The 17,798-nt window shown below is 74.0% G+C and carries 16 protein-coding genes and 1 riboswitch; of the genes, 9 read left to right on the top strand and 7 right to left on the bottom strand.

Features of this window, described 5'->3' with window-relative positions:
* Positions 1–208: 208 nt before the first annotated feature.
* Genes IE108_RS19465 through IE108_RS19455 form a run of 3 tightly spaced genes read left to right on the top strand, consistent with a single transcriptional unit; the run spans position 209 to position 3,659 of the window.
* The gene (locus IE108_RS19465) at positions 209–2,035 is read left to right on the top strand and encodes a glycosyltransferase (RefSeq protein WP_373297013.1); all 1,827 of its coding nucleotides are present in this window, start codon (positions 209–211) and stop codon (positions 2,033–2,035) included.
* Between the two features lie 14 nt (positions 2,036–2,049).
* Positions 2,050–2,514 (top strand): hypothetical protein, encoded by a 465-nt coding sequence (locus tag IE108_RS19460; protein ID WP_064729282.1) that lies wholly within the window; start codon positions 2,050–2,052, stop codon positions 2,512–2,514.
* On the top strand, positions 2,511–3,659 hold the full coding sequence (locus IE108_RS19455; RefSeq protein WP_064729283.1) for a glycosyl hydrolase: 1,149 nt from the start codon (positions 2,511–2,513) through the stop codon (positions 3,657–3,659). Before IE108_RS19460 ends, IE108_RS19455 begins: the two co-directional genes overlap by 4 nt.
* Before the next feature lie 26 nt (positions 3,660–3,685).
* Here IE108_RS19455 and IE108_RS19450 read toward each other — a convergent pair whose 3' ends face one another.
* Genes IE108_RS19450 through IE108_RS19440 form a run of 3 tightly spaced genes read right to left on the bottom strand, consistent with a single transcriptional unit; the run spans position 3,686 to position 6,986 of the window.
* Positions 3,686–4,501, bottom strand: a complete 816-nt coding sequence (locus tag IE108_RS19450) for a polysaccharide deacetylase family protein (RefSeq protein ID WP_229852156.1) — start codon at positions 4,499–4,501, stop codon at positions 3,686–3,688.
* Positions 4,498–5,892 carry a glycosyltransferase family 2 protein gene (locus IE108_RS19445; protein ID WP_189397706.1) on the bottom strand — a complete coding sequence of 465 codons (1,395 nt, stop codon included), beginning with the start codon at positions 5,890–5,892 and terminating at the stop codon, positions 4,498–4,500. Before IE108_RS19445 ends, IE108_RS19450 begins: the two co-directional genes overlap by 4 nt.
* Before the next feature lie 29 nt (positions 5,893–5,921).
* On the bottom strand, positions 5,922–6,986 hold the full coding sequence (locus IE108_RS19440; protein WP_226485895.1) for a GNAT family N-acetyltransferase: 1,065 nt from the start codon (positions 6,984–6,986) through the stop codon (positions 5,922–5,924).
* 265 nt (positions 6,987–7,251) lie between these two features.
* On the opposite strand from IE108_RS19440, the gene IE108_RS19435 reads away from it, so the two are divergent.
* Positions 7,252–8,052, top strand: a complete 801-nt coding sequence (locus tag IE108_RS19435) for an HAD family hydrolase (protein ID WP_064729285.1) — start codon at positions 7,252–7,254, stop codon at positions 8,050–8,052.
* Between the two features lie 15 nt (positions 8,053–8,067).
* On the opposite strand, the gene IE108_RS19430 is transcribed toward IE108_RS19435, so the two are convergent.
* A complete protein-coding gene (locus IE108_RS19430; protein ID WP_064729286.1) occupies positions 8,068–8,559 on the bottom strand; it encodes a transglycosylase SLT domain-containing protein in 492 nt (163 codons plus the stop codon).
* 4 nt (positions 8,560–8,563) lie between these two features.
* Positions 8,564–8,719, bottom strand: a riboswitch (cyclic di-AMP (ydaO/yuaA leader).
* A 567-nt stretch (positions 8,720–9,286) separates the two neighbouring features.
* On the opposite strand from IE108_RS19430, the gene IE108_RS19425 reads away from it, so the two are divergent.
* The 4 genes from IE108_RS19425 (at position 9,287) to IE108_RS19410 (ending at position 13,698) form a co-directional block, all read left to right on the top strand.
* The gene (locus tag IE108_RS19425; RefSeq protein WP_064729287.1) at positions 9,287–10,297 is read left to right on the top strand and encodes a polyprenyl synthetase family protein; all 1,011 of its coding nucleotides are present in this window, start codon (positions 9,287–9,289) and stop codon (positions 10,295–10,297) included.
* 286 nt (positions 10,298–10,583) lie between these two features.
* Positions 10,584–11,798, top strand: a complete 1,215-nt coding sequence (locus tag IE108_RS19420) for a LolA family protein (protein WP_064729288.1) — start codon at positions 10,584–10,586, stop codon at positions 11,796–11,798.
* Between the two features lie 45 nt (positions 11,799–11,843).
* Positions 11,844–12,818, top strand: coding sequence for an ABC transporter ATP-binding protein (locus IE108_RS19415; protein WP_064729289.1), 975 nt, complete (start codon positions 11,844–11,846; stop codon positions 12,816–12,818).
* Positions 12,805–13,698, top strand: coding sequence for an ABC transporter permease (locus IE108_RS19410; protein WP_064729290.1), 894 nt, complete (start codon positions 12,805–12,807; stop codon positions 13,696–13,698). Before IE108_RS19415 ends, IE108_RS19410 begins: the two co-directional genes overlap by 14 nt.
* Before the next feature lie 17 nt (positions 13,699–13,715).
* Here IE108_RS19410 and IE108_RS19405 read toward each other — a convergent pair whose 3' ends face one another.
* On the bottom strand, positions 13,716–14,312 hold the full coding sequence (locus IE108_RS19405) for a flavodoxin family protein (protein WP_064729291.1): 597 nt from the start codon (positions 14,310–14,312) through the stop codon (positions 13,716–13,718).
* 129 nt (positions 14,313–14,441) lie between these two features.
* Entirely contained in the window at positions 14,442–15,056 is a 615-nt protein-coding gene (locus IE108_RS19400; RefSeq protein WP_079163628.1) for a DUF6668 family protein, read from the bottom strand.
* Between the two features lie 227 nt (positions 15,057–15,283).
* Here IE108_RS19400 and IE108_RS19395 point away from each other — a divergent pair, with 227 nt between their 5' ends.
* Positions 15,284–16,735, top strand: a complete 1,452-nt coding sequence (locus tag IE108_RS19395) for a hypothetical protein (protein ID WP_064729292.1) — start codon at positions 15,284–15,286, stop codon at positions 16,733–16,735.
* Positions 16,736–16,790: 55 nt separating this feature from the next.
* Here IE108_RS19395 and IE108_RS19390 read toward each other — a convergent pair whose 3' ends face one another.
* Entirely contained in the window at positions 16,791–17,765 is a 975-nt protein-coding gene (locus IE108_RS19390; protein ID WP_064729293.1) for a M28 family metallopeptidase, read from the bottom strand.
* Between the last annotated feature and the right edge of the window lie 33 nt (positions 17,766–17,798).

Raw genomic sequence — 17,798 nt, 5'->3', positions numbered from 1 at the left:
AAGCGCAGAGCCGAACCGCCAGGGGGGAACCGCCGTGCGTCCGCCAACAACTCCACGGGAGAGATCAGCACCGGATCCCGTGCCCGACACGGGGGAGACCCCCGCCCACGACTCCCGCGACGCCCGCGCCCCGCGGGAGCCGGCCGGCCCGCCCTCGCGCGAGGAGGCGGCCCCGTCGGACCCGGGGAGCACCGCGCGGCCGGGCCGGGTGGTGGCCGCCTGGCCCGCCGTTCCGCTGCTCGCGGCGCTCGCGCTGTGGGGCTGGGCGGTCCGGCACACCGATGTCTCCGCCCTGGACGACTACGGTCTCGTCAGCGCGCTGCACCCCACGTTCTGGGCCGGACTGGCCGTGCTCACCGCGGGCTTCTGGTTCACCGTCCGCGACCCCCGCCGCCGGGCCGGCTGGCCGGCGGCGTACGTCCTGGGCCTGCTGGTGATGGAGCGGGCCACCCAGGCCGTGCTCTACCCGACCCCGCTGTACGCGTGGGCGTGGAAGCACGACGCGGTCATCGACCACCTGCTGACCTCCGGCGGACTGCAGAGCGCCGACCGGCTCGGCGACATGGCCGTGTACGACCAGTGGCCCGGCTTCTTCGCGGCGCAGGCCGCCCTGGTGCGGCTGCTGGGCGTGGACAACGCGGCGATGTACATGGCGTGGTGGCCGCTGGTCTCCAGCGTGCTGCTCCTGCTGCCGCTGCTGCTGATCTACCGGACGTTCACCCGGGACCGGCGCCTGATCTGGACCGCCCTGTGGCTGTTCTGCGTCGGCAACTGGGTGGGCCAGGACTACTTCTCGCCGCAGTCCGTCGCCTTCGCCCTGCACCTGGGCGTCCTCGCCGTGGTCCTGCGCCGCTACGGCCGGCCCGGCGCCCACGGCGCCCGGCAGCGGCAGGCGGTGTGGACGGTGCTGCTCAGCGTGCTGGTCATCGCCATCGTCATCTCGCATCAGCTGACCCCCGGCATGCTCGTCGTCACGCTCCTCGCGCTGGCCCTCACCCGGGGCCACCGCGACTGGATCCCGCTGGTCACCACGGTCGTGATCTTCCTGGCCTGGTGCCTCACGGCGGCGCTGCCCTTCCTGTCCGCCGCGATGCCCGACATGATCCGTTCCGTCGGCGACATCGGCGCCAACGTCGAGACCGGCTACGGGTCCACGCCCACCGGCACCGGCGCGGTGGCCACCTCCTGGGCCGCCCGGCTGCTGTCGGGTTGCGTGCTGCTGCTGGCGCTGGCCGGCGTACTGCGGGCGCGGGAGCTGCGGCGGCGGGCGCTGCCGCTGCTGCTGGTCGCGGCGGCACCGCTGCCGATGTTCGTGGCCAGCAGCTACGGCAGCGAGATGATCTTCCGGGTGCTGATGTTCATGCTGCCCGGCGCGGCCTTCTTCGCCGCCGCCGCGCTGCTGCCCGCGGCGCAGCTGCCCGGGGCGCGGCTGCCGGGGGCCCGCACGCCGTCCGCCGCGCCGGGGGAGGCCCACCCGGAGCCCGCGGCCCGCCGCCGCCCCTTCTCGCGGTCACGGCCGTCACTGCCGTCGCCGCCCACGCTGCCACGGCTGCGGTACGCCGCGTGGCTGTCGCCGCTCGTGCTGCTCGCCGCCACGCTCGCCTTCGTGCCCAGCTACTCGGGCAAGGACCGCGTCAACTACTTCCCGCCCGGCGAGGTGGCGCTCGTCCGGCAGCTCTTCGACCAGGCGCCCGACAACTCCCTGGTCGTCGCCGCCAACCGCAACTATCCGCTCGCCTACGAGCAGTACTGGCGGGTCGACCACTACTGGTTCCTGGAGGACACCCGGACCCACGTCGACGACATCGTGCGGGACCCGGCGGCCGTCCTCGCCCGCGACATGGCCGGCGTGGCGGCCCCGGCCCGCGCCTACTTCCTGCTCACCCAGGGGCAGATGGCCAACTCCGAGATGAACGGCCAGTTGACCGCGGCCCAGTTGAGACGCGTGAGGGAGTCCGTCGCGGACTCGCCACGCTTCGAGCGCGTCGCGCGGAACAGCGCGGGCGTGCTCTACGTCCTGAACCCGGCGAGCTGAGGAGGGCACGCACCATGACACCGCAGGACCTCGTGATCCGAATGCTCCCCCCGTTCTCCGGCTGGCTGGCGCTGGCCGCGCTCGCCCTGCCCGGGGGTTCCCCGCCGCGCGGCGCGGCGGTCGCCCTCTTCCTGGCCGTCGGCCCGGGCGCCGCGCTGGTCAGGATCTGCGGGCCCGCGCTCCGGTCCCGCCGCGCCGAGACCCCGGACGAGCCGGGGGACGCCGCCTTCGAACGCCACTCCGACCTGCTGGAACAGCTGGTACTGGCCGTCCTGCTGAGTGTCAGCGCCGCGATCCTCGTCGCCACGGCGCTGATCGCCACGCAGGCCCTCAGCGGCGACCGCGTCCTGCTGACGCTCACCCTGCTGACCACGCTCGCCGCCTTCTGCCCGAGCCTGCGCGCCCTGCCGGCGTCCGGGACGGCGCCCAGGACGGCGCCGGGCGCCGCACCACCGACAAGGAAGGGTTCCACCCTGTGAGGTTCGCCCGTCCCGCTCGCCGCACGACCGCGGACTCGACGACCGGACAGCACCGCCCGCCCAAGCCCTCCGGCCCCACCGGACACCCCGGCCACCTCAAGCGCCGCCGATGCCTCCTGATCACCTCGGTCGCCGCCACCTGCGCGGTCCTCGTCGCGGTCCTCGCCCTGCGCGACGCCTCGGGCCCCGCCGACCCGGCCGACGACCCGCGGTGCCGCCCCACCGCCCTCCTCGAACCGCCCTGCGGCGCCTGGTTCGGCGCCTTCGTGCCGCACGACAAGTCCGACCTGGCCGCGAAGGTCCGGGGGTACGAGGAGAAGGTCGGCCGCAGGCTCGACATCGTGTACACGTACCACGACATGTCCGCCGTCACGGAGACCCGGCTGGAGGGGCAGCTCCTCACCCCGCAGGAGCAGCGCGTCGGCGAGGACCGCATGCTGCTGCTCTCCTGGGAGAGCAAGTGGTGGGGCGGCACCAAGGGGCAGCAGCCCACCTGGAAGGAGATCGCCGCCGGGGACCTGGACGAGTCCGTGATCGACGTCCAGGCCCGGCGCGTCAAGGAGTACGGACAGCGCACGGGCAGGAAGGTGTTCCTCTCCTTCGACCTGGAGATGGACACCCGCACCCCGGACAACGGCACCCCCGCCGACTACGTCCGCGCCTACCGCCACCTCCACGACCGCTTCCGCGAACTGGGCGTCGACAACGTGGTGTGGACCTGGATCATCACCGGCTACCTGAACCACGGCGACCTGTTCGAGCGGATGTACCCGGGCGACGAGTACGTCGACTGGATCGGCTACAACCAGTACAACTACTACCTCTGCCACAAGACCGGCTGGCTCAGCTTCGCGCAGACGCAGTACGCCACCCACGACTGGATCCGCGCCCACATCTCCGACGACAAGCCCCTGATGCTCTCGGAGTTCGGCAGCGCCGCCGACCCGGAGCGGCCGGGCCGGCAGGCGGACTGGTACGCCGGGGTGCCCCGGGTGCTCAAGGACCTGGAGGGCGTCAAGGCGGCCCTCCAGTGGAACTACCGCGACCCGGGCCCGCACTGCGACCTGGCCGTGGCCGACGACCGGGCGTGGGACAGCCTGCGGGAGGTGGCCGCCGACCCGCACCTCAACCAGCCGCGCGAGTGACCTTCACCGTCGCCCCACTCCGCGGGCTACCCCGCGAACTCGGGCCCCCGCAGCACCGCCCGCCCCCGCCGGTACCAGCGCCACGCGACGGTCTTCGGACCGTCGCGGTAGGGGGCGACGCGTACGCCGCCGCCCGCCAGCCAGGCCTCCACGTCGGTGACGGTGTGGGCACGCCGCACGATCAGCCGCGCGATGCGGTACCGCTCGTCGCGGTCCGAACTGAGCGCGTGCCGCACGGCGGTGGCCGTCTCGTACCCGGCCCGGGCCGACGAGGCCCGCACCTTCGCGCTGTTGTAGCCGTGCGGGTAGGCGAGGTGCCGGACCGGGTGCCCGAGGGCGTCCTCCAGGACCTCCTTGGACTCGCGCAGCTCGCGCGCGAGGTCCGCGCCGGACAGGGTGTCGAGCTGGGCGTGCGTCACGGTGTGGCTGCCGATCTCCATGCCGGCCCGCTCCAGCCCGGCCACCGCGTCCAGCGTCATCATCGGGGCGGGCGGCAGCAGACTGCGACCGCCCGGCGCGATCGCCCCGGTGGTGAGGTACGCGGTGGCCGGCAGCCCGCGCTCGGCCAGCGCCTCGGCGGTGGGGCCGGGGAGATCGGCGAAGCCGTCGTCGAAGGTGAGCAGCACCGGCCGGGGCGGCAGCGGCGCCCGCCCGGCGAGGTGGCCGGCCAGCGCGCTGATCGTGACGGGCGTCATGCCGCTGTCGACGATCGCGTCCAGATGGGCCGAGAACTCCTTCGGCGTGACGGTGAACTCGGCGATCCACGCGGGCGGGTCCTCCATCACCGCGTGGTACAGGAACACGGGGATGTGCCCGCCGCCCGGCCCGCCGGGCCCGCTCATCGCGCCTCCCGCACGGCCGCGCGCAGCGCACGCCGGGCCCGCAGATAGCCGACGGGTCCGTACAGCATGCCCCGGCGCTGCAACCGCGCCAGGCGCCGCGGCCAGGGATGGGTGCGGGTGTCGTGCCCGCCCGGTGCGGCCCCCGCCCGCGCGCCCGGATCGGCGCCGTCGCCGGTGGCGCGTACGGCGGTCAGGCCCCGGGCGTGCGCCAGTCCGCCCGGCACCCGGGCGAGGAAGGCGGGCAGCAGCGCGGGCCGGTTCACCAGGATCGCGGTGAGGTAGGCGGTGAGGCCGGCGCCGTAGCCGTACGCCTGGGTCTCCAGGTCCCGCCAGGTCTCGCGGTGGTGGTGCCAGACCAGCGCGCGGGGCGTGTAGCGCAGCCGCCGCCCCTGGGCGAGGACGCGGACGAACCCGTAGAGGTCGTCGCCGCCCCGCGCGGGGGTGCCCGCGCCGGTCGCCGGGTCGAAGCCGCCGGCCGCCCGCAGCACCGCCGTACGGAAGGCCATGTTGGCGCCGGAGCCGAAGCGGCCCGCGGTGAACGGGAACAGCGGCTCGTCGGCGGGCGGGTGCTCGGGGTCGTACGTGCGCGGGACGAAGCCCTTCGCGAAGCCGCCGTGGCTCTCCAGGAGCACCTGGGCGGGGGTGCGCAGCCGAGCGGGCAGGATCAGCCCGGTGGCGCAGCCGAGCCGCGGGTCGGCGGCGAACGGCGCGGTCAGTTCGGTGAGCCAGCGCGGGTCGGCGACCACGTCGTCGTCGGTGAAGGCGACCACCTCGCCCCGGACCGCCATGAGGCCCCGGTTGTGGGCGACGGCCAGTCCGGGGACCGGTTCGCACACGTACCGCACCCGCTCGGCGTACTTCCGCCCGACCAGCTCGCGGGTCTCGCCGGTCACGGGCGCGTTGTCGACGACGACGATCTCGAAGTCGGGGTGGTCCTGCGCGAGCAGCGAGTCGAGGGCGCGGGCGAGCTGGTCCGCCCGCTCCCGGGTGGCGACCACGACACTGGCGGCCGGCGGCGCGGGCAGCGGCTCGGGCGGCGCGCCCCGGGGCAGCTCCCGCGCGAGCCCGGCCAGCACGCGCGCCGGGTCCGCGCCCTCGGGGACCTGCCCGAGCAGCGTGCCCACCGGTACGCCCGCCCGTCTGACCAGCACGAACACCGCGCCGGCGGCCACCGGCGGGCTGCCGGGCCCCGGCTTCAGCACCGCCCGCCCCCCGGTTCCGTCCGGGCCGGTCCCGTCCGCCCCCGCCGCGGGCCCGTCGTCCAGGTCCAGCTCGGCGACCTGCACCGGTCCGATGCCCAGGAAGTCGTCGATCTCCCGCCGCACCCCCGGCGGTGCCTCCCCCCGCGTCACCCGTACCGTCTCGCGCCACGCACGCCGCACACCGGCCATGCGCCCACCCCCCTGGTGATCGATCCTCGTCAGGGCCGGCGCAGCCGCGCCGCGCCCCTCAACGTCCGTGCCGCGAGCGACGCCAGCCGGGGCCGGCCGCGCACGAAACCGTGGGCGCGGCGGGCCGGTTCGCGCCCGAGCCAGTGCAGCGCGGCGCCCGCCCCCGGACGCGTCGCCGCCCCCTCGTACACCGGCATGTCGCCGGTCTTCAGCGAGTCCTTGTACTCGGCCGGACCCCGCCCCAGGTCCAGCAGTCCGACGCCTTCGGCGGCCGCGGCCTCCGCCATCCGCAGGTGCAGCACGAGCCCCGGCGAGTACTTGGCGAAGTCCGGGTCGTAGGCCGGGAACCAGCAGGCAAGGACCGTCGCCGAACGCAGCCCGAAGTGCGCGGCGACCGGCCGGCCGCCCGCGTAGAGGACGGACAGCGTGCCCCTGCACTGCGGCGCGCGGGTCTGCGCGAGCCGGCCGACGAGCCGGGTGATCCACTCCCGGGCGAACCGGTCGCGGCGCCCCGTCCTGCGGTACTGCGCCGACTTCCACTCCATGAGCGTGCGCAGCGCGGCCGGGTCCCGCTCGTCGAAGACGAAGCGCACGTCACCGGCCTGCCGCCCCAGCCTGCGCTCCTTGGCGAGGGTGGTCTTCAGGAACTTCGGCGACTGGGTGCGCAGCACGTTCTCGTAGGCCTCGTAGCCCTTCTCCACGTCGATGACGTAGGTGGTGTGCTCCTCGGCGGCGTACGGCACGAACAGGCCCTGCTCCGCCTCCAGGTTGTCGAAGGCGAGGCTGGACAGGGAGCAGGCCCGCAGCAGCGCCCGGGGATCCGGCGTGAGGCCGGGGCGCAGCACGGCGCCCTGGCAGTCCGACACCCCCAGCCCGACCGCGCGGCCCTGGCCCAGCGGCCCGCGTTCGTGCGGCAGGAAGCCCGCCGCCCCGCTTCCGTCGTACAGCACCGCCACCCGCGCCCCCGGCCGCACCCGGCCCACGGCGTCGGTGAACTCCGGTTCCATGAACGGGTTGCGCGGCGCCGTCGATCCGGCGCGCAGCTCCCGCCAGCGCTCCCGCTCCCCCTCGCCCAGCTCGTGTGGCCTGAGCACACGTACGCGTCCGCTGTTCAACCCGACCCCCCGATCAAGTCCCCCCTGGACAGAAGGAAGGTACCCGAGGGCCGCCCGACGGGGTAGGTAGCGGGCCATGTTGTTGCCAACCGGTGCACAGGCCTTTAACCGGCTTTAGCCGATGATGTGCCAGGTTTCGGACATGTTCGTGCGTCGTCGGGCGCGTTCGAACGTACTCGCCGCGTCCTCGTTCGGAAGCGGTCGCGGGTGAGTCGGAGGGGTGCCGCGTCCGTATTCTCTGATCATGGACCGCACCGCGTATTCACTCGTCGCCACCGACCTCGACGGCACGCTGCTCCGCGGCGACGACACCGTCTCCCAACGGTCGCTGGCCGCGCTGGCGCGGGTGGCCCGGGCGGGCGCGCGGCACCTGGTGGTGACGGGGCGGCCGGCCCCGCGCGTGCGCCCCCTGCTGGACCGCCTCGGGTGCACCGGGCTCGCGGTGTGCGGGCAGGGCGCGCAGGTGTACGACGCCGGCGCGCACCGGATGCTGTGGTCGGTGACGCTGGACCGTGAGCTGGCCGAGACCGCGCTCGGCAAGATCGAGGCCGAGGTGGGCCAGGTGCACGCCGCGGTCGACCAGGACGGCGTCGACGGCCTCACCCTCATCGAGTCCGGCTACCTGATGCCCCACCCCACGCTGCCCGCGGTCCGGGTGGAGCGGCGCGAGCAGCTCTGGCGCACCCCGATCAGCAAGGTGCTGCTGCGCCACCCCGACCTGAGCGACGACGAGCTGGCCTCGACCGCCCGCGCGGTGGTCGGCTCCCTCGCCACGGTCACCATGTCGGGGCCCGGCACGGTGGAGCTCCAGCCGTGCGGCATCACCAAGGCGACCGGCCTGGCGCTGGCCGCCGAGCACCTGGGGGCGGGCCGGCGGGAGACCATCGCCTTCGGCGACATGCCCAACGACATCCCCATGTTCGACTGGGCGGCGCACGGCGTCGCCATGGCGGGGGCGCACCCCGAACTCAAGGCGGTGGCCGACGAGGTCACCACGACGAACGAGGACGACGGCGTGGCCGTCGTCCTCGAACGGATCTTCTGAACGTCCCGGAGCGGATCAGTAGGCGCCGAAGACGTTGTCCATCGAGCCGTACCGGTCGGCCGCGTAGTTGCAGGCGGCGGTGATGTTGGCGACCGGGTCGTACGGGTCCCAGGAGGTGCCCTCGACGTGGTACGCCTGGAAGGTCGGGTCGATCACCTGGAGCAGGCCCTTGGACGGGGTGCCGTTCACGGCGTTGATGTCCCAGTTGTTGATGGCCAGCGGGTTGCCCGAGGACTCCCGCATGATGTTGCGGTGGATGCCGTCGTACGAGCCGGGGATGCCGTGCTGCGCCATGACGTCGAGCGACTCGCGGATCCAGCCGTCGAGGTTGTCCGGGTACGTCGTCGCGGCCGTGGCGGCGGTCTTGGTGGCGGCCGGGGTGGCCGCGGACGCGCCGGTGGCGCCGATGAGCGGCAGGGCGAGCACCGCGGCACCGGTGCCGGCCACGGCGAGCTTGCGGACGAGGCGGGTGGTGCGGGCGTGACGGTTCTGACCGTTGGCAGACATGGTGTGTCCCTCTCCTTACGCCTGCGAGGTGAGCTGTCGGGTTCGGGCGGGGAGGTGCCCGGCCGCGCCCTGACGGGTGCGGCTTCACCCCGAGCCGCTCCGGTGGTGACCGGTGCGGCGACTTACCTGGGTCCCCCGCTCCTGCCGGCGAGTGAGTTGAGTGGATGACTGTGCGTCGGGGCGGTGGCAGGATTCGGCGTCCGCCCGACAGGCCGGGAACGTATGCGAGAGCACATGTCCGGAACAAGTGCAGGAATCACCCAACGTCCTGTTGACCTTGGTCTGGGGCCTTTGAGGCTCTTGATCCTTTGCGGTCGCACAGCCTCAACTTGCTTGCGGGGCAAAGGGAGGGCACAGGTTGCGGCGAGGTTGCCCGGGGGCGGTGCGGAGTGAGCCAACTCACGGGCCTCAACAAGCGCGGCAAAACGGGCATTAGTTCCAACTCTGCCCCAACCGGCCCCCGATGTGGAGCGCTTCGCCCGTCCGGTGTTTCCGTGCGCCGGGCGGGCATCCGTACCGGGCGGAGGAGGGGGTCTGGAAAACAGTCCATACCTACTCATATCGACTGATCAAAAACATACCGCTCATGATCCGATACCGACCGGCCTGTAACGGTGGGCGCTAGCGGTGATCGAAAGGTGACCGGATACGCTGGCCGGAGTGGTGGCAGCGACCTATCGACATTCCAGGTAATCGCCAGTGGACACCAGCAGACAGGAGACCCCTCGTGACCGTCGTCGGGCCGTTCGGGCTGAGCGTGCGGGACCAGGCTCTGGAAGCCGATGTCCAGGCCGGATTGGTTGCGGTCGAGGAAGGGTTGCTTGAAGCAACCAAAAGCGAGGTGCCCTTCATCACGGAGGCCGCCCAGCATCTCGTGCGGGCCGGCGGCAAGCGGTTCCGCCCGCTCCTCGTGATGCTGTCGGCCCAGTTCGGCGACCCCTATGCCCCCGGGATCGTGCCCTCGGCCGTGGTCGTGGAGCTGACCCACCTGGCCACGCTGTACCACGACGACGTCATGGACGAGGCCGCCGTGCGGCGCGGCGTCGCCAGCGCCAACGTCCGCTGGGACAACTCGGTCGCCGTCCTGACCGGCGACTTCCTCTTCGCCCGCGCCTCCCAGATCCTCGCCGACCTCGGGCCCGAGGCGGTCCGTGTGCAGGCCCTCGCGTTCGAGCGGCTGGTCACCGGCCAGATCCTGGAGACCGCCGGACCGCAGGACGGCCGCGACCCCGTCGACCACTACCTGGACGTGCTGGGCGGCAAGACCGGCTCGCTGGTGGCCGTCTCCTGCCGCTTCGGCGCGATGATGTCCGGCGCCGACGAGACGGTCGTGGACGTGCTCACCCAGTACGGCGAGCGGCTCGGCGTCGCCTTCCAGCTCGCGGACGACGTCCTGGACATCGCCTCCGACTCGCACGAGTCGGGCAAGACGCCCGGCACGGACCTGCGCGAGGGCATCCCCACCCTGCCGGTGCTCCGGCTGCGCGAGCGCGCGGCCCGGCTGGGTCTGGCCGAGGACGTCGCGCTGAGCGAGCTGCTCGACTCCGACCTGAGCGACGACGCCCGGCACGCCGAGGCGCTCCGCCTGCTGCGCGCCCACCCCGCCCTGGAGGACGCGCGCCGCGACACCGTCCGCTACGCCAAGGACGCCCGCGCCGCCCTGGCCCCGCTGCGCGCGTGCGAGGCGAAGGACGCGCTGGTGGAGCTGTGCGACGCCGTGGTGCACCGGGCCGGCTGACCCCGCCCCGCCCGTGGACCGCGCCCCGGACGGGTGCCGCTCGTCGGCGCGTCCCCTACGGGGCGGGGGACGCACCGCCCTCCTGTGTCATCCCGCAGGAGTACGCGGAGTTGAGCCCGCGGTCTGACGATTGCGCTCCGGTGATTTGGTCAGATGGACACCACGGAAAACACCAATCCTCACCGATTCGGGTGAGAATGGCGGCTCACGGGTGAACGAGATGCTCCCGGGTGAACGAGAGCGAGACCGCGGGACGGCCGCCGCCGACGACGGAGGTAGGGCACACATGGCACCGATCGATTCCGACGACAACACGACCGCCGGGGCGGGCGAGGAGCCGGGCGGCGGACGGAGCAGGGCCGCGCGGTACGTCGTCCCGGTCGCGGTGATGGGACTCGCGGCCGCGACGATCGGCCTGGTCCCCGCGCTCGCCGACTCCGGCGACCCCGACCTGCCGAAGGTCACGGCGGAGGAACTCGTCCAGAAGATCGCCGAGTCGGACGTCCAGCAGCTCTCCGGCACCGTCCGGATCAGCACCGACCTGGGCCTCCCGGACCTCGGCGGCCTGGAGAGCGGCATGATGTCGGGCATGGCCGGCGGTCCGGGCGGGGGCGGGAAGGACGGCGGCTCGTCGGCCGACCCCTCGGCCAAGCTCACCGAGCTGGCGTCCGGCTCCCACACCCTGCGGGTCGCGGCCGACGGCCCCGACCGGCAGAAGGTGTCGCTGCTGGAGGACGCCGCCGAGTACAGCCTCATCCACGACGGCAAGGACGTCTGGGGCTACGACAGCAAGTCCAACGAGGTCTACCACTCCACCCAGGAGGGTGGGGAGCGGCCCGAGAAGGACGTGCCGGCCACCCCGAAGGACTTCGCCGACCAGGCCCTGAAGGCCATCGACGACACCACCTCGGTCAAGGTCGCCGGCACCGCCCAGGTGGCCGGGCGCGACGCGTACCGGCTGGTCGTCGAGCCCAGGCAGAAGGGCTCCACGGTCGGTGCGGTCACCGTCGCCGTGGACGCCGAGACCGGCACCCCGCTGAAGTTCACGCTGACCCCGGCGAGCGGCGGCGCCGCCGTCGTCGACGCGGGCTTCACCAAGGTCAGCTTCGCGAAGCCGGACGCGTCGACGTTCGACTTCGCCCCGCCCAAGGGCGCGAAGGTGACCGAGGCCGACGAGAAGGCCGCCAAGGCCCCGGAGCCCGGGCGCAAGGCCGAGGGCGACCTCGCCAAGGAGCTGGACGGCCTGAAGGTCATCGGCGAGGGCTGGAACTCGATCGCCGCGTTCGACACCGGCGGCCAGGGCCTGCCCACGGGTGCCGAGGCGGGTGGCGACCTCGGCGGCTTCCTCGGCTCCCTCGGCGACCAGGTCAAGGGCGACTTCGGCTCCGGCACGGTCTTCAAGACCCGCCTGGTCAACGCCCTGATCACCGAGGACGGCAAGGTCTACGCCGGTGCGGTCACCAAGGACGCGCTGGTGAAGGCGGCGGACGCCGCGAAGTAGCGGAGCGGCCTTTCCGTACGACAAGAGGCACGGGAGAGGAAGCCGATGGCCGGACCGTCCGTCACGGAGCCGGAGCCCGAGCGGGCGGACGACGCCGTCATCTCCACCCGCGGGCTCACCAAGCGCTACCGCGGCGGACAGCTCGCCGTCGACGGGCTCGACCTGACCGTCCCGGCGGGCAGCGTCTTCGGCTTCCTCGGCCCCAACGGCTCCGGCAAGACCACCACCATCCGCATGCTGATGGGCCTGATCGGACCGACCGCGGGCAGCGCCCGGGTCCTCGGCCGGCCCATGCCGCACGCGGCGCGCACGGTGCTGCCCAGGGTCGGCGCCCTCATCGAGGGCCCGGCCCTGTACGGCTTCCTCTCCGGCCGCGACAACCTGCTCCGCTACGACGAGGCCGACCCCACCGCCGACCCGCGCACCCGGCGCGAGCGCGTCGCCGCGGCGCTGGACCGGGTGGGGCTCGCGGCGGCCGCCGGCAAGAAGGCGAAGGCGTACTCGCTCGGCATGAAGCAGCGGCTCGGCCTCGCCGCCGCGCTCCTCCAGCCGCGCCGCCTGCTGGTCCTGGACGAGCCGACCAACGGGCTCGACCCGCAGGGCATGCGCGAGATCCGCACGCTGGTGCGCGAACTCGCCTCCGACGGCACCACCGTCTTCCTCTCCTCGCACCTGCTGGACGAGATCGAGCAGGTCTGCACGCACGCCGCCGTGATGGCCCGGGGCCGCCTGATCATCCAGGGCGCGGTGGCCGACCTGTCGGCGGGCGCGCGCGGCCGGCTGGTGGTGACGACGCCCGACGCGGGGGAGGCGGCGCGGGTGCTGAAGGAGCAGGGCGCCGGGGACGTGGTGATCGCCGAGGACCGGGTGACCGCCGAACCCCCGGACCGCGACCCGGCCGAGGTCAACGCCGCCCTGGTCGCGGCGGGCGTCCGGGTCCGCGGCTTCGCGCTGGAACGGGCCTCCCTGGAGGACGCGTTCGTGGCCCTGACCGGGGAGGGATTCGATGTCGCGGGCTGAGCCGGAGACCGCGGGGTCCGGGACGCCGGAGGCGGCGCGCACGCCGAACCCGCTGTGGTCCCTCGGCCTGCTGCGCGGCGAACTGCTGATCACCTTCCGGCGCTGGCGCACCCTCGCCCTGCTGGGCGTCCTGGCGGCCGTGCCGGTCCTGGTGGGCATCGCCGTGAAGATCGAGACCGGCGACGGGCCGTCCGGCGGCGGTGGCGAGGGCCCCGCCTTCATCTCGCAGATCAGCAACAACGGCCTGTTCCTGGTCTTCACCGCGCTCGCCGCGACGCTGCCGTTCTTCCTCCCGATGGCCGTCGGCGTCGTCGCGGGCGACGCGATCGCCGGTGAATCGAGCGCGGGCACGCTGCGCTACCTGCTGGTCGCTCCGGCCGGCCGCACCCGGCTGCTGCTCACCAAGTACGCCGCCGTGATGGCCTTCTGCCTCGCGGCCACCCTGGTGGTCGCCGTCTCGGCGCTGGCGGTGGGGGCGCTGCTCTTCCCGCTGGGCGACCTGACCACCATCTCCGGCACCCGGATCGGCTACGCCGAGGGACTGGGCCGGGCCCTGCTGATCGCCCTGGTGGTGGCCGCCTCACTGGTCGGGTTCGCGGCCCTCGGCCTGTTCGTCTCGACCCTGACGGGCAGCGGCATCGGGGCGATGGCGACCACCGTCGGGCTGCTGATCACGGTCCAGATCCTCGACCAGATCCCGCAGCTGGACGCGCTCCAGCCGTACTTCTTCTCGCACTACTGGCTGTCCTTCGCCGACCTGATGCGCGAACCGGTCTACTGGGACGACCTCGTGCGCAACCTGGGCCTCCAGGCGCTCTACGCGGCCGTCTTCGGCTCGGCGGCCTGGGCGCGGTTCACGGCGAAGGACATCACCGCGTAGGCGTTCCGTCCGAGTCCTCAGACGGCGGCCGGCTCCTTCTCGTACGGGAAGCGGGCGAGCGGTGCCTCACGGGCGAAGAAGGTCTCCGCGCGGCCCAGCGCGTCCGCGTCCCGCAGCACGTCGCCGGGCCGGCTGCCGTTGCCGAGCAGTACGCCGCCGAAGTGCATGCCCATGAAGGCCGCGGTGAGGTGGAGGGTGCCGATCAGCGGGTCGGCGACCTCCTGCTCCTCGTGCGCCAGCGCGGTGACGCCCCACAGGGTGCGGCCGGCCAGGGTCGCCTTGAAGTCGAGGCCGGGCGTGCGCAGCCAGCCCGACCAGTGGTCGAGGTAGTGCTTGACCGGCGTGGACACCGAGTACCAGTACAGCGGCGAGGCGATCACGAGGTCGGTCGCGTCGAGCGTGGCGTCGAGCAGCAGCCGGGCGTTGCCCTCCGTGGGGCGGGTGTGGTCGCTGTCGTGCCGCAGGTCCTCGAAGTCGGGCAGCGGGTGCCGGGCGAGGTCGATCCAGCGCTGCTCGACGTCCGCGGGGAGCTGTTCGGCGGCGCGGCGGGTGAGCAGTTCGGTGTTGCCGTCCGGGCGGCTGCTGCCCAGCAGGAAGAGAAAGCGGCGCGTCATGGTGACCCCTGGAATGATCGGCGGAGAGCGGATACCAGCACATGCATTATATGCGTACGCATTTAAATGTCCATGCGTGTGCATGCGCAGGAGGTGTCCGTGTGCCGGTCCCGGGGCGGTCCGCGCGCCTCAGCGCGCCCGGCGCATGCGGCTGACCAGCGACTCCGTCCCGCGGGGCGGCGCGTCCTGGGTGCCGTCCAGGCGCCAGGCGGGCACCCACGGTACGCGGTGGACGTCCACGGCCGATTCGAGCAGCCGCACGCGCTGCGCGAGCGGCCGGGGGAGCCGTCCGGGGGCGTCCGCGACGAGCACGACGGCGTCGAGTCTGACGCCGGCCGGGGCGCGGCCGAGCCGGAACTCCTCCACCGCCCGCCCGGCGGCCGTGAGTCCAGCGGCGTGCGTGCGGGCCACCAGCAGCACCGACGGCGGATCGCCGGGGCCGGGCCAGCTCTGCCCGCAGTCGCGCCCGCCGTACACCCCGGCGAGCGTGGAGACCCCCGCGCCGCCGTGCGCGCCGATCCAGGAGAAGCCGGGCGCTTGGACGGGGGCGGGCGCCCGGTCGGCGGCGGGCGCCTGGGCGGGGGCGGGCGGCGCCCCGGGGGCAGGCGGCATGTCGGGGGCAGGTGGCACGTCGGGGGCCGGGGGTGCCCCGGTGGCGGGGAGCGCGTCGGCGGCGGCCGGCGGCGGCAGCGGCTCGGGCCCCGCCACCGGGCCGCGGATCCAGATCTCCGGTCCCTGTCGCATGCCTCACCGCCTGCCCGCTCACCGGCCCGCTCACGCACCCCGCCCGTTCGCCCCCGCCGACCCGCCGGCACCGGCGTGACCTCCTGGAACGAGCCTGTGACACCCCGGTGACGTGAGAACCGGGGGCGAGCGGAGAGACTCGACGGCAGGTGCACGACTGGCATGACAGGCTCTGGACGGCAGGAACACGGGACCGCCGACTGAAGCCGCCGAAGAGTGGGGGAACGATGTCTCGACTCGGCCGCGAAGAGCAGCGGGAGCACGAGCGCGCCGAGCGCTCGCCGGAGCCCGCGGCGACGCCGATCGACGTGCGCGTGCCGGAGACCGCCTCGGGCGCGCGGACCGCCACGGTCGACGGCGCGACGATCGTCGCGGCGCCCGGCGAGGAGATCCAGAACGCCGTCCTGAACCGCCTCCACCGCCTCGCCCTCGCCGTCGGGCGGCCCGTCCTCGCCACCGTCCACGACCGGCGCATCGGCTACTCCGTCCCGCTCCGGGTCGATCCGGACGGCTCCAGCCACCTCGCCGCCGACCCGGTGCCGACCGCGCCCGCGCGGGAGGGGACGCCGGGCGGGGACCGGGTCACGCAGGTCCTGCGCCCGCTGGAGGGCGTACCGGAGAGTGCCCCCGCGGCCCCGCTGCCAGAGGCGTCCGAGCCCGGTGCGGTGCCTTCCGCCGACTCGCCGCCGACCTTTACCTCGGGCGCCCTGCCGAGCGCCGCCGACCTGAGCGCGCCGGGCACGGTGGCGCCGCCGACGGGGGTGTTCGGACCGCCGCCGCGGATGGACGGGGCCGGTGGTGACGCGGGCGCGGTGCCGCGGGAGCCCGCCGGGCCGTTCGCGGGCACGGGGTACGGGTCCGCGGGCGGGCCGGGGGCCGGTGCGGGGCGCGGGGCTTCCCCGGCGGCCGGGGAGCACGGGCCCGGGATGCCGGTGAGCGGACCGCCGGCGGGCGAGCCGTCGCGGTCCGGTTCCGGAACCCGTCCCGCGGCCGCGTCCGCTCCCGCCGCCGTCCCGCCGCCCCCCTCGGCCGTCCCGTCTCCCGCCGCCGCTCCACGTCCCGTCGGTGGACCCCGGCCCCTCGCCGGGCACGAACCCGTCGCCGACGCCGGGGCGTTCGCCGACCCCGACCCCAGGCCGACCCCCGCCCGCGGTTTCGACGCCGTGGCCGAAGCCGTGCTCGGGGACGGTCCGCTCACCGCGCCCGGTGACTCCACCGCCCCGGCGCTGCTCGCGGAGCCGACGGCGCGGGTGAACGAGGCCGTCAAGGAGGGACGCACCCGGGACGCCGCGCAGCTCGCGGAGCAGGCGGTGACGGAGGCCTCGCGGACGCTGGGGCCGGAGCACCCCGAGGTACTCCGGCTCCGTGAACTCACCGCCTACATCGCCTACCTGTCCGGCGACCCCGACCGGGCCTGCGTCCTCTCCCTGGACCTGGCCCGGATACACCGCCGCGCGGGCGACGCGGAGGCCGCGTACGGCAACGTCCAGAGCGCGGCGACCGCCTGGCGTGCCGTGCGCGACCCCGAGCGGGGCATGGAGCTGGGGCGGGACCTGGTCGGCCTGTGGGGCGAACTCGCCGCCGAGGAGGGCCCGGCGGCCGAGGACGCCGAGCAGCTGGAGTCCGCCCGCACCCGCATGGGCCGCCTCGCCGAACGCGCCCGCGCCCAGGCCGGCTGAGCGGACGGGGCCGGCCCCGTAGTGGGGCGGACGGACCCGCTCCACCGTGGGCGTACTACTGCGACAGCGCCCAGATCGCGTGCGCGATGGCGTCGCCGTTGCGGTCCAGGGCCGTGTCGTTGATGTTGGCGGTGGTGTCGCAGGACGAGTGGTAGCAGCGGTCGAAGGGCTGGCCGGCGGTGCCGCCCCACTTGGCCGCCTGGGCGGACGTCTTGCGGTAGTCGGCGCCGCTGAAGAGGCCGCCGACGGGGACGCCCGCGTTCTTGAAGGGCGCGTGGTCCGAGCGGCCGTCGCCCTCGGTCTCGATCTCCGTGGCGACGCCGAGCCCGGCGAAGTAGTCCTTGAACGTCTTCTCGATGACCGGGTCGTCGTCGTAGACGAAGTAGCCGGGGTTGGGTGAGCCGATCATGTCGAAGTTCAGGTAGCCGTCGATCTTCGCGCGGTCGGCGGAGGGGAGGCTGTTGACGTAGTAGCGGGACCCGACGAGACCCAGCTCCTCCGCGCCCCACCAGGCGAAGCGCAGGTGCTTGGCGGGCTTGAAGCCGGACCGGGCGACGGCGAGCGCGGTCTCCAGGACGGCCGCGGAGCCGGAGCCGTTGTCGTTGATGCCGGGTCCGGAGGTGACGCTGTCCAAATGTGACCCGGCCATGACAACCTGATTCGCGTCGCCGCCGGGCCAGTCGGCTATCAGGTTGTACCCGGTGCGTCCGGAGGCGGTGAACTGCTGGATGCGGGTGGTGAATCCGGCCGCGTCGAGCTTGGCCTTCACGTAGTCGAGCGAGGCCTTGTAGCCGGGACGGCCGTGGGCGCGGTTGCCGCCGTTCGCCGTGGCTATCGACTGGAACTGGGACAGGTGGGCCTTGACGTTGGCTATCGGCAGGTCGGGCGCGGCGGCCACGGCCGCGGTGCCCGGGGCGGGCCCGGACCGGTCGGCGGCCGAGGCGACGCCGGCCACGGAACCGCCGGCCGCCAGTGTGACGACCGCGACGGCACCGGCCGTCAGCGCGCGCCCGGAGAAGGGGAGCTTCATGTGGGGGGCTCCGAATTCCTAGGGAGTCCCTGG

Source organism: Streptomyces parvulus (genome assembly GCF_014648855.1).
Lineage (GTDB): Bacteria > Actinomycetota > Actinomycetes > Streptomycetales > Streptomycetaceae > Streptomyces > Streptomyces parvulus.
This window is presented reverse-complemented; position numbering and strand designations above follow the sequence as displayed.

Coding starts and splice junctions, on each gene's coding strand:
- IE108_RS19400 (WP_079163628.1), bottom strand. CDS start 15,056: ATGCGACAGGGACCGGAGATCTGGATCCGCGGCCCGGTGGCGGGGCCC.
- IE108_RS19395 (WP_064729292.1), top strand. CDS start 15,284: ATGTCTCGACTCGGCCGCGAAGAGCAGCGGGAGCACGAGCGCGCCGAG.
- IE108_RS19420 (WP_064729288.1), top strand. CDS start 10,584: ATGGCACCGATCGATTCCGACGACAACACGACCGCCGGGGCGGGCGAG.
- IE108_RS19435 (WP_064729285.1), top strand. CDS start 7,252: ATGGACCGCACCGCGTATTCACTCGTCGCCACCGACCTCGACGGCACG.
- IE108_RS19450 (WP_229852156.1), bottom strand. CDS start 4,501: ATGAGCGGGCCCGGCGGGCCGGGCGGCGGGCACATCCCCGTGTTCCTG.
- IE108_RS19415 (WP_064729289.1), top strand. CDS start 11,844: ATGGCCGGACCGTCCGTCACGGAGCCGGAGCCCGAGCGGGCGGACGAC.
- IE108_RS19390 (WP_064729293.1), bottom strand. CDS start 17,765: ATGAAGCTCCCCTTCTCCGGGCGCGCGCTGACGGCCGGTGCCGTCGCG.
- IE108_RS19460 (WP_064729282.1), top strand. CDS start 2,050: ATGACACCGCAGGACCTCGTGATCCGAATGCTCCCCCCGTTCTCCGGC.
- IE108_RS19430 (WP_064729286.1), bottom strand. CDS start 8,559: ATGTCTGCCAACGGTCAGAACCGTCACGCCCGCACCACCCGCCTCGTC.
- IE108_RS19410 (WP_064729290.1), top strand. CDS start 12,805: ATGTCGCGGGCTGAGCCGGAGACCGCGGGGTCCGGGACGCCGGAGGCG.
- IE108_RS19445 (WP_189397706.1), bottom strand. CDS start 5,892: ATGGCCGGTGTGCGGCGTGCGTGGCGCGAGACGGTACGGGTGACGCGG.
- IE108_RS19405 (WP_064729291.1), bottom strand. CDS start 14,312: ATGACGCGCCGCTTTCTCTTCCTGCTGGGCAGCAGCCGCCCGGACGGC.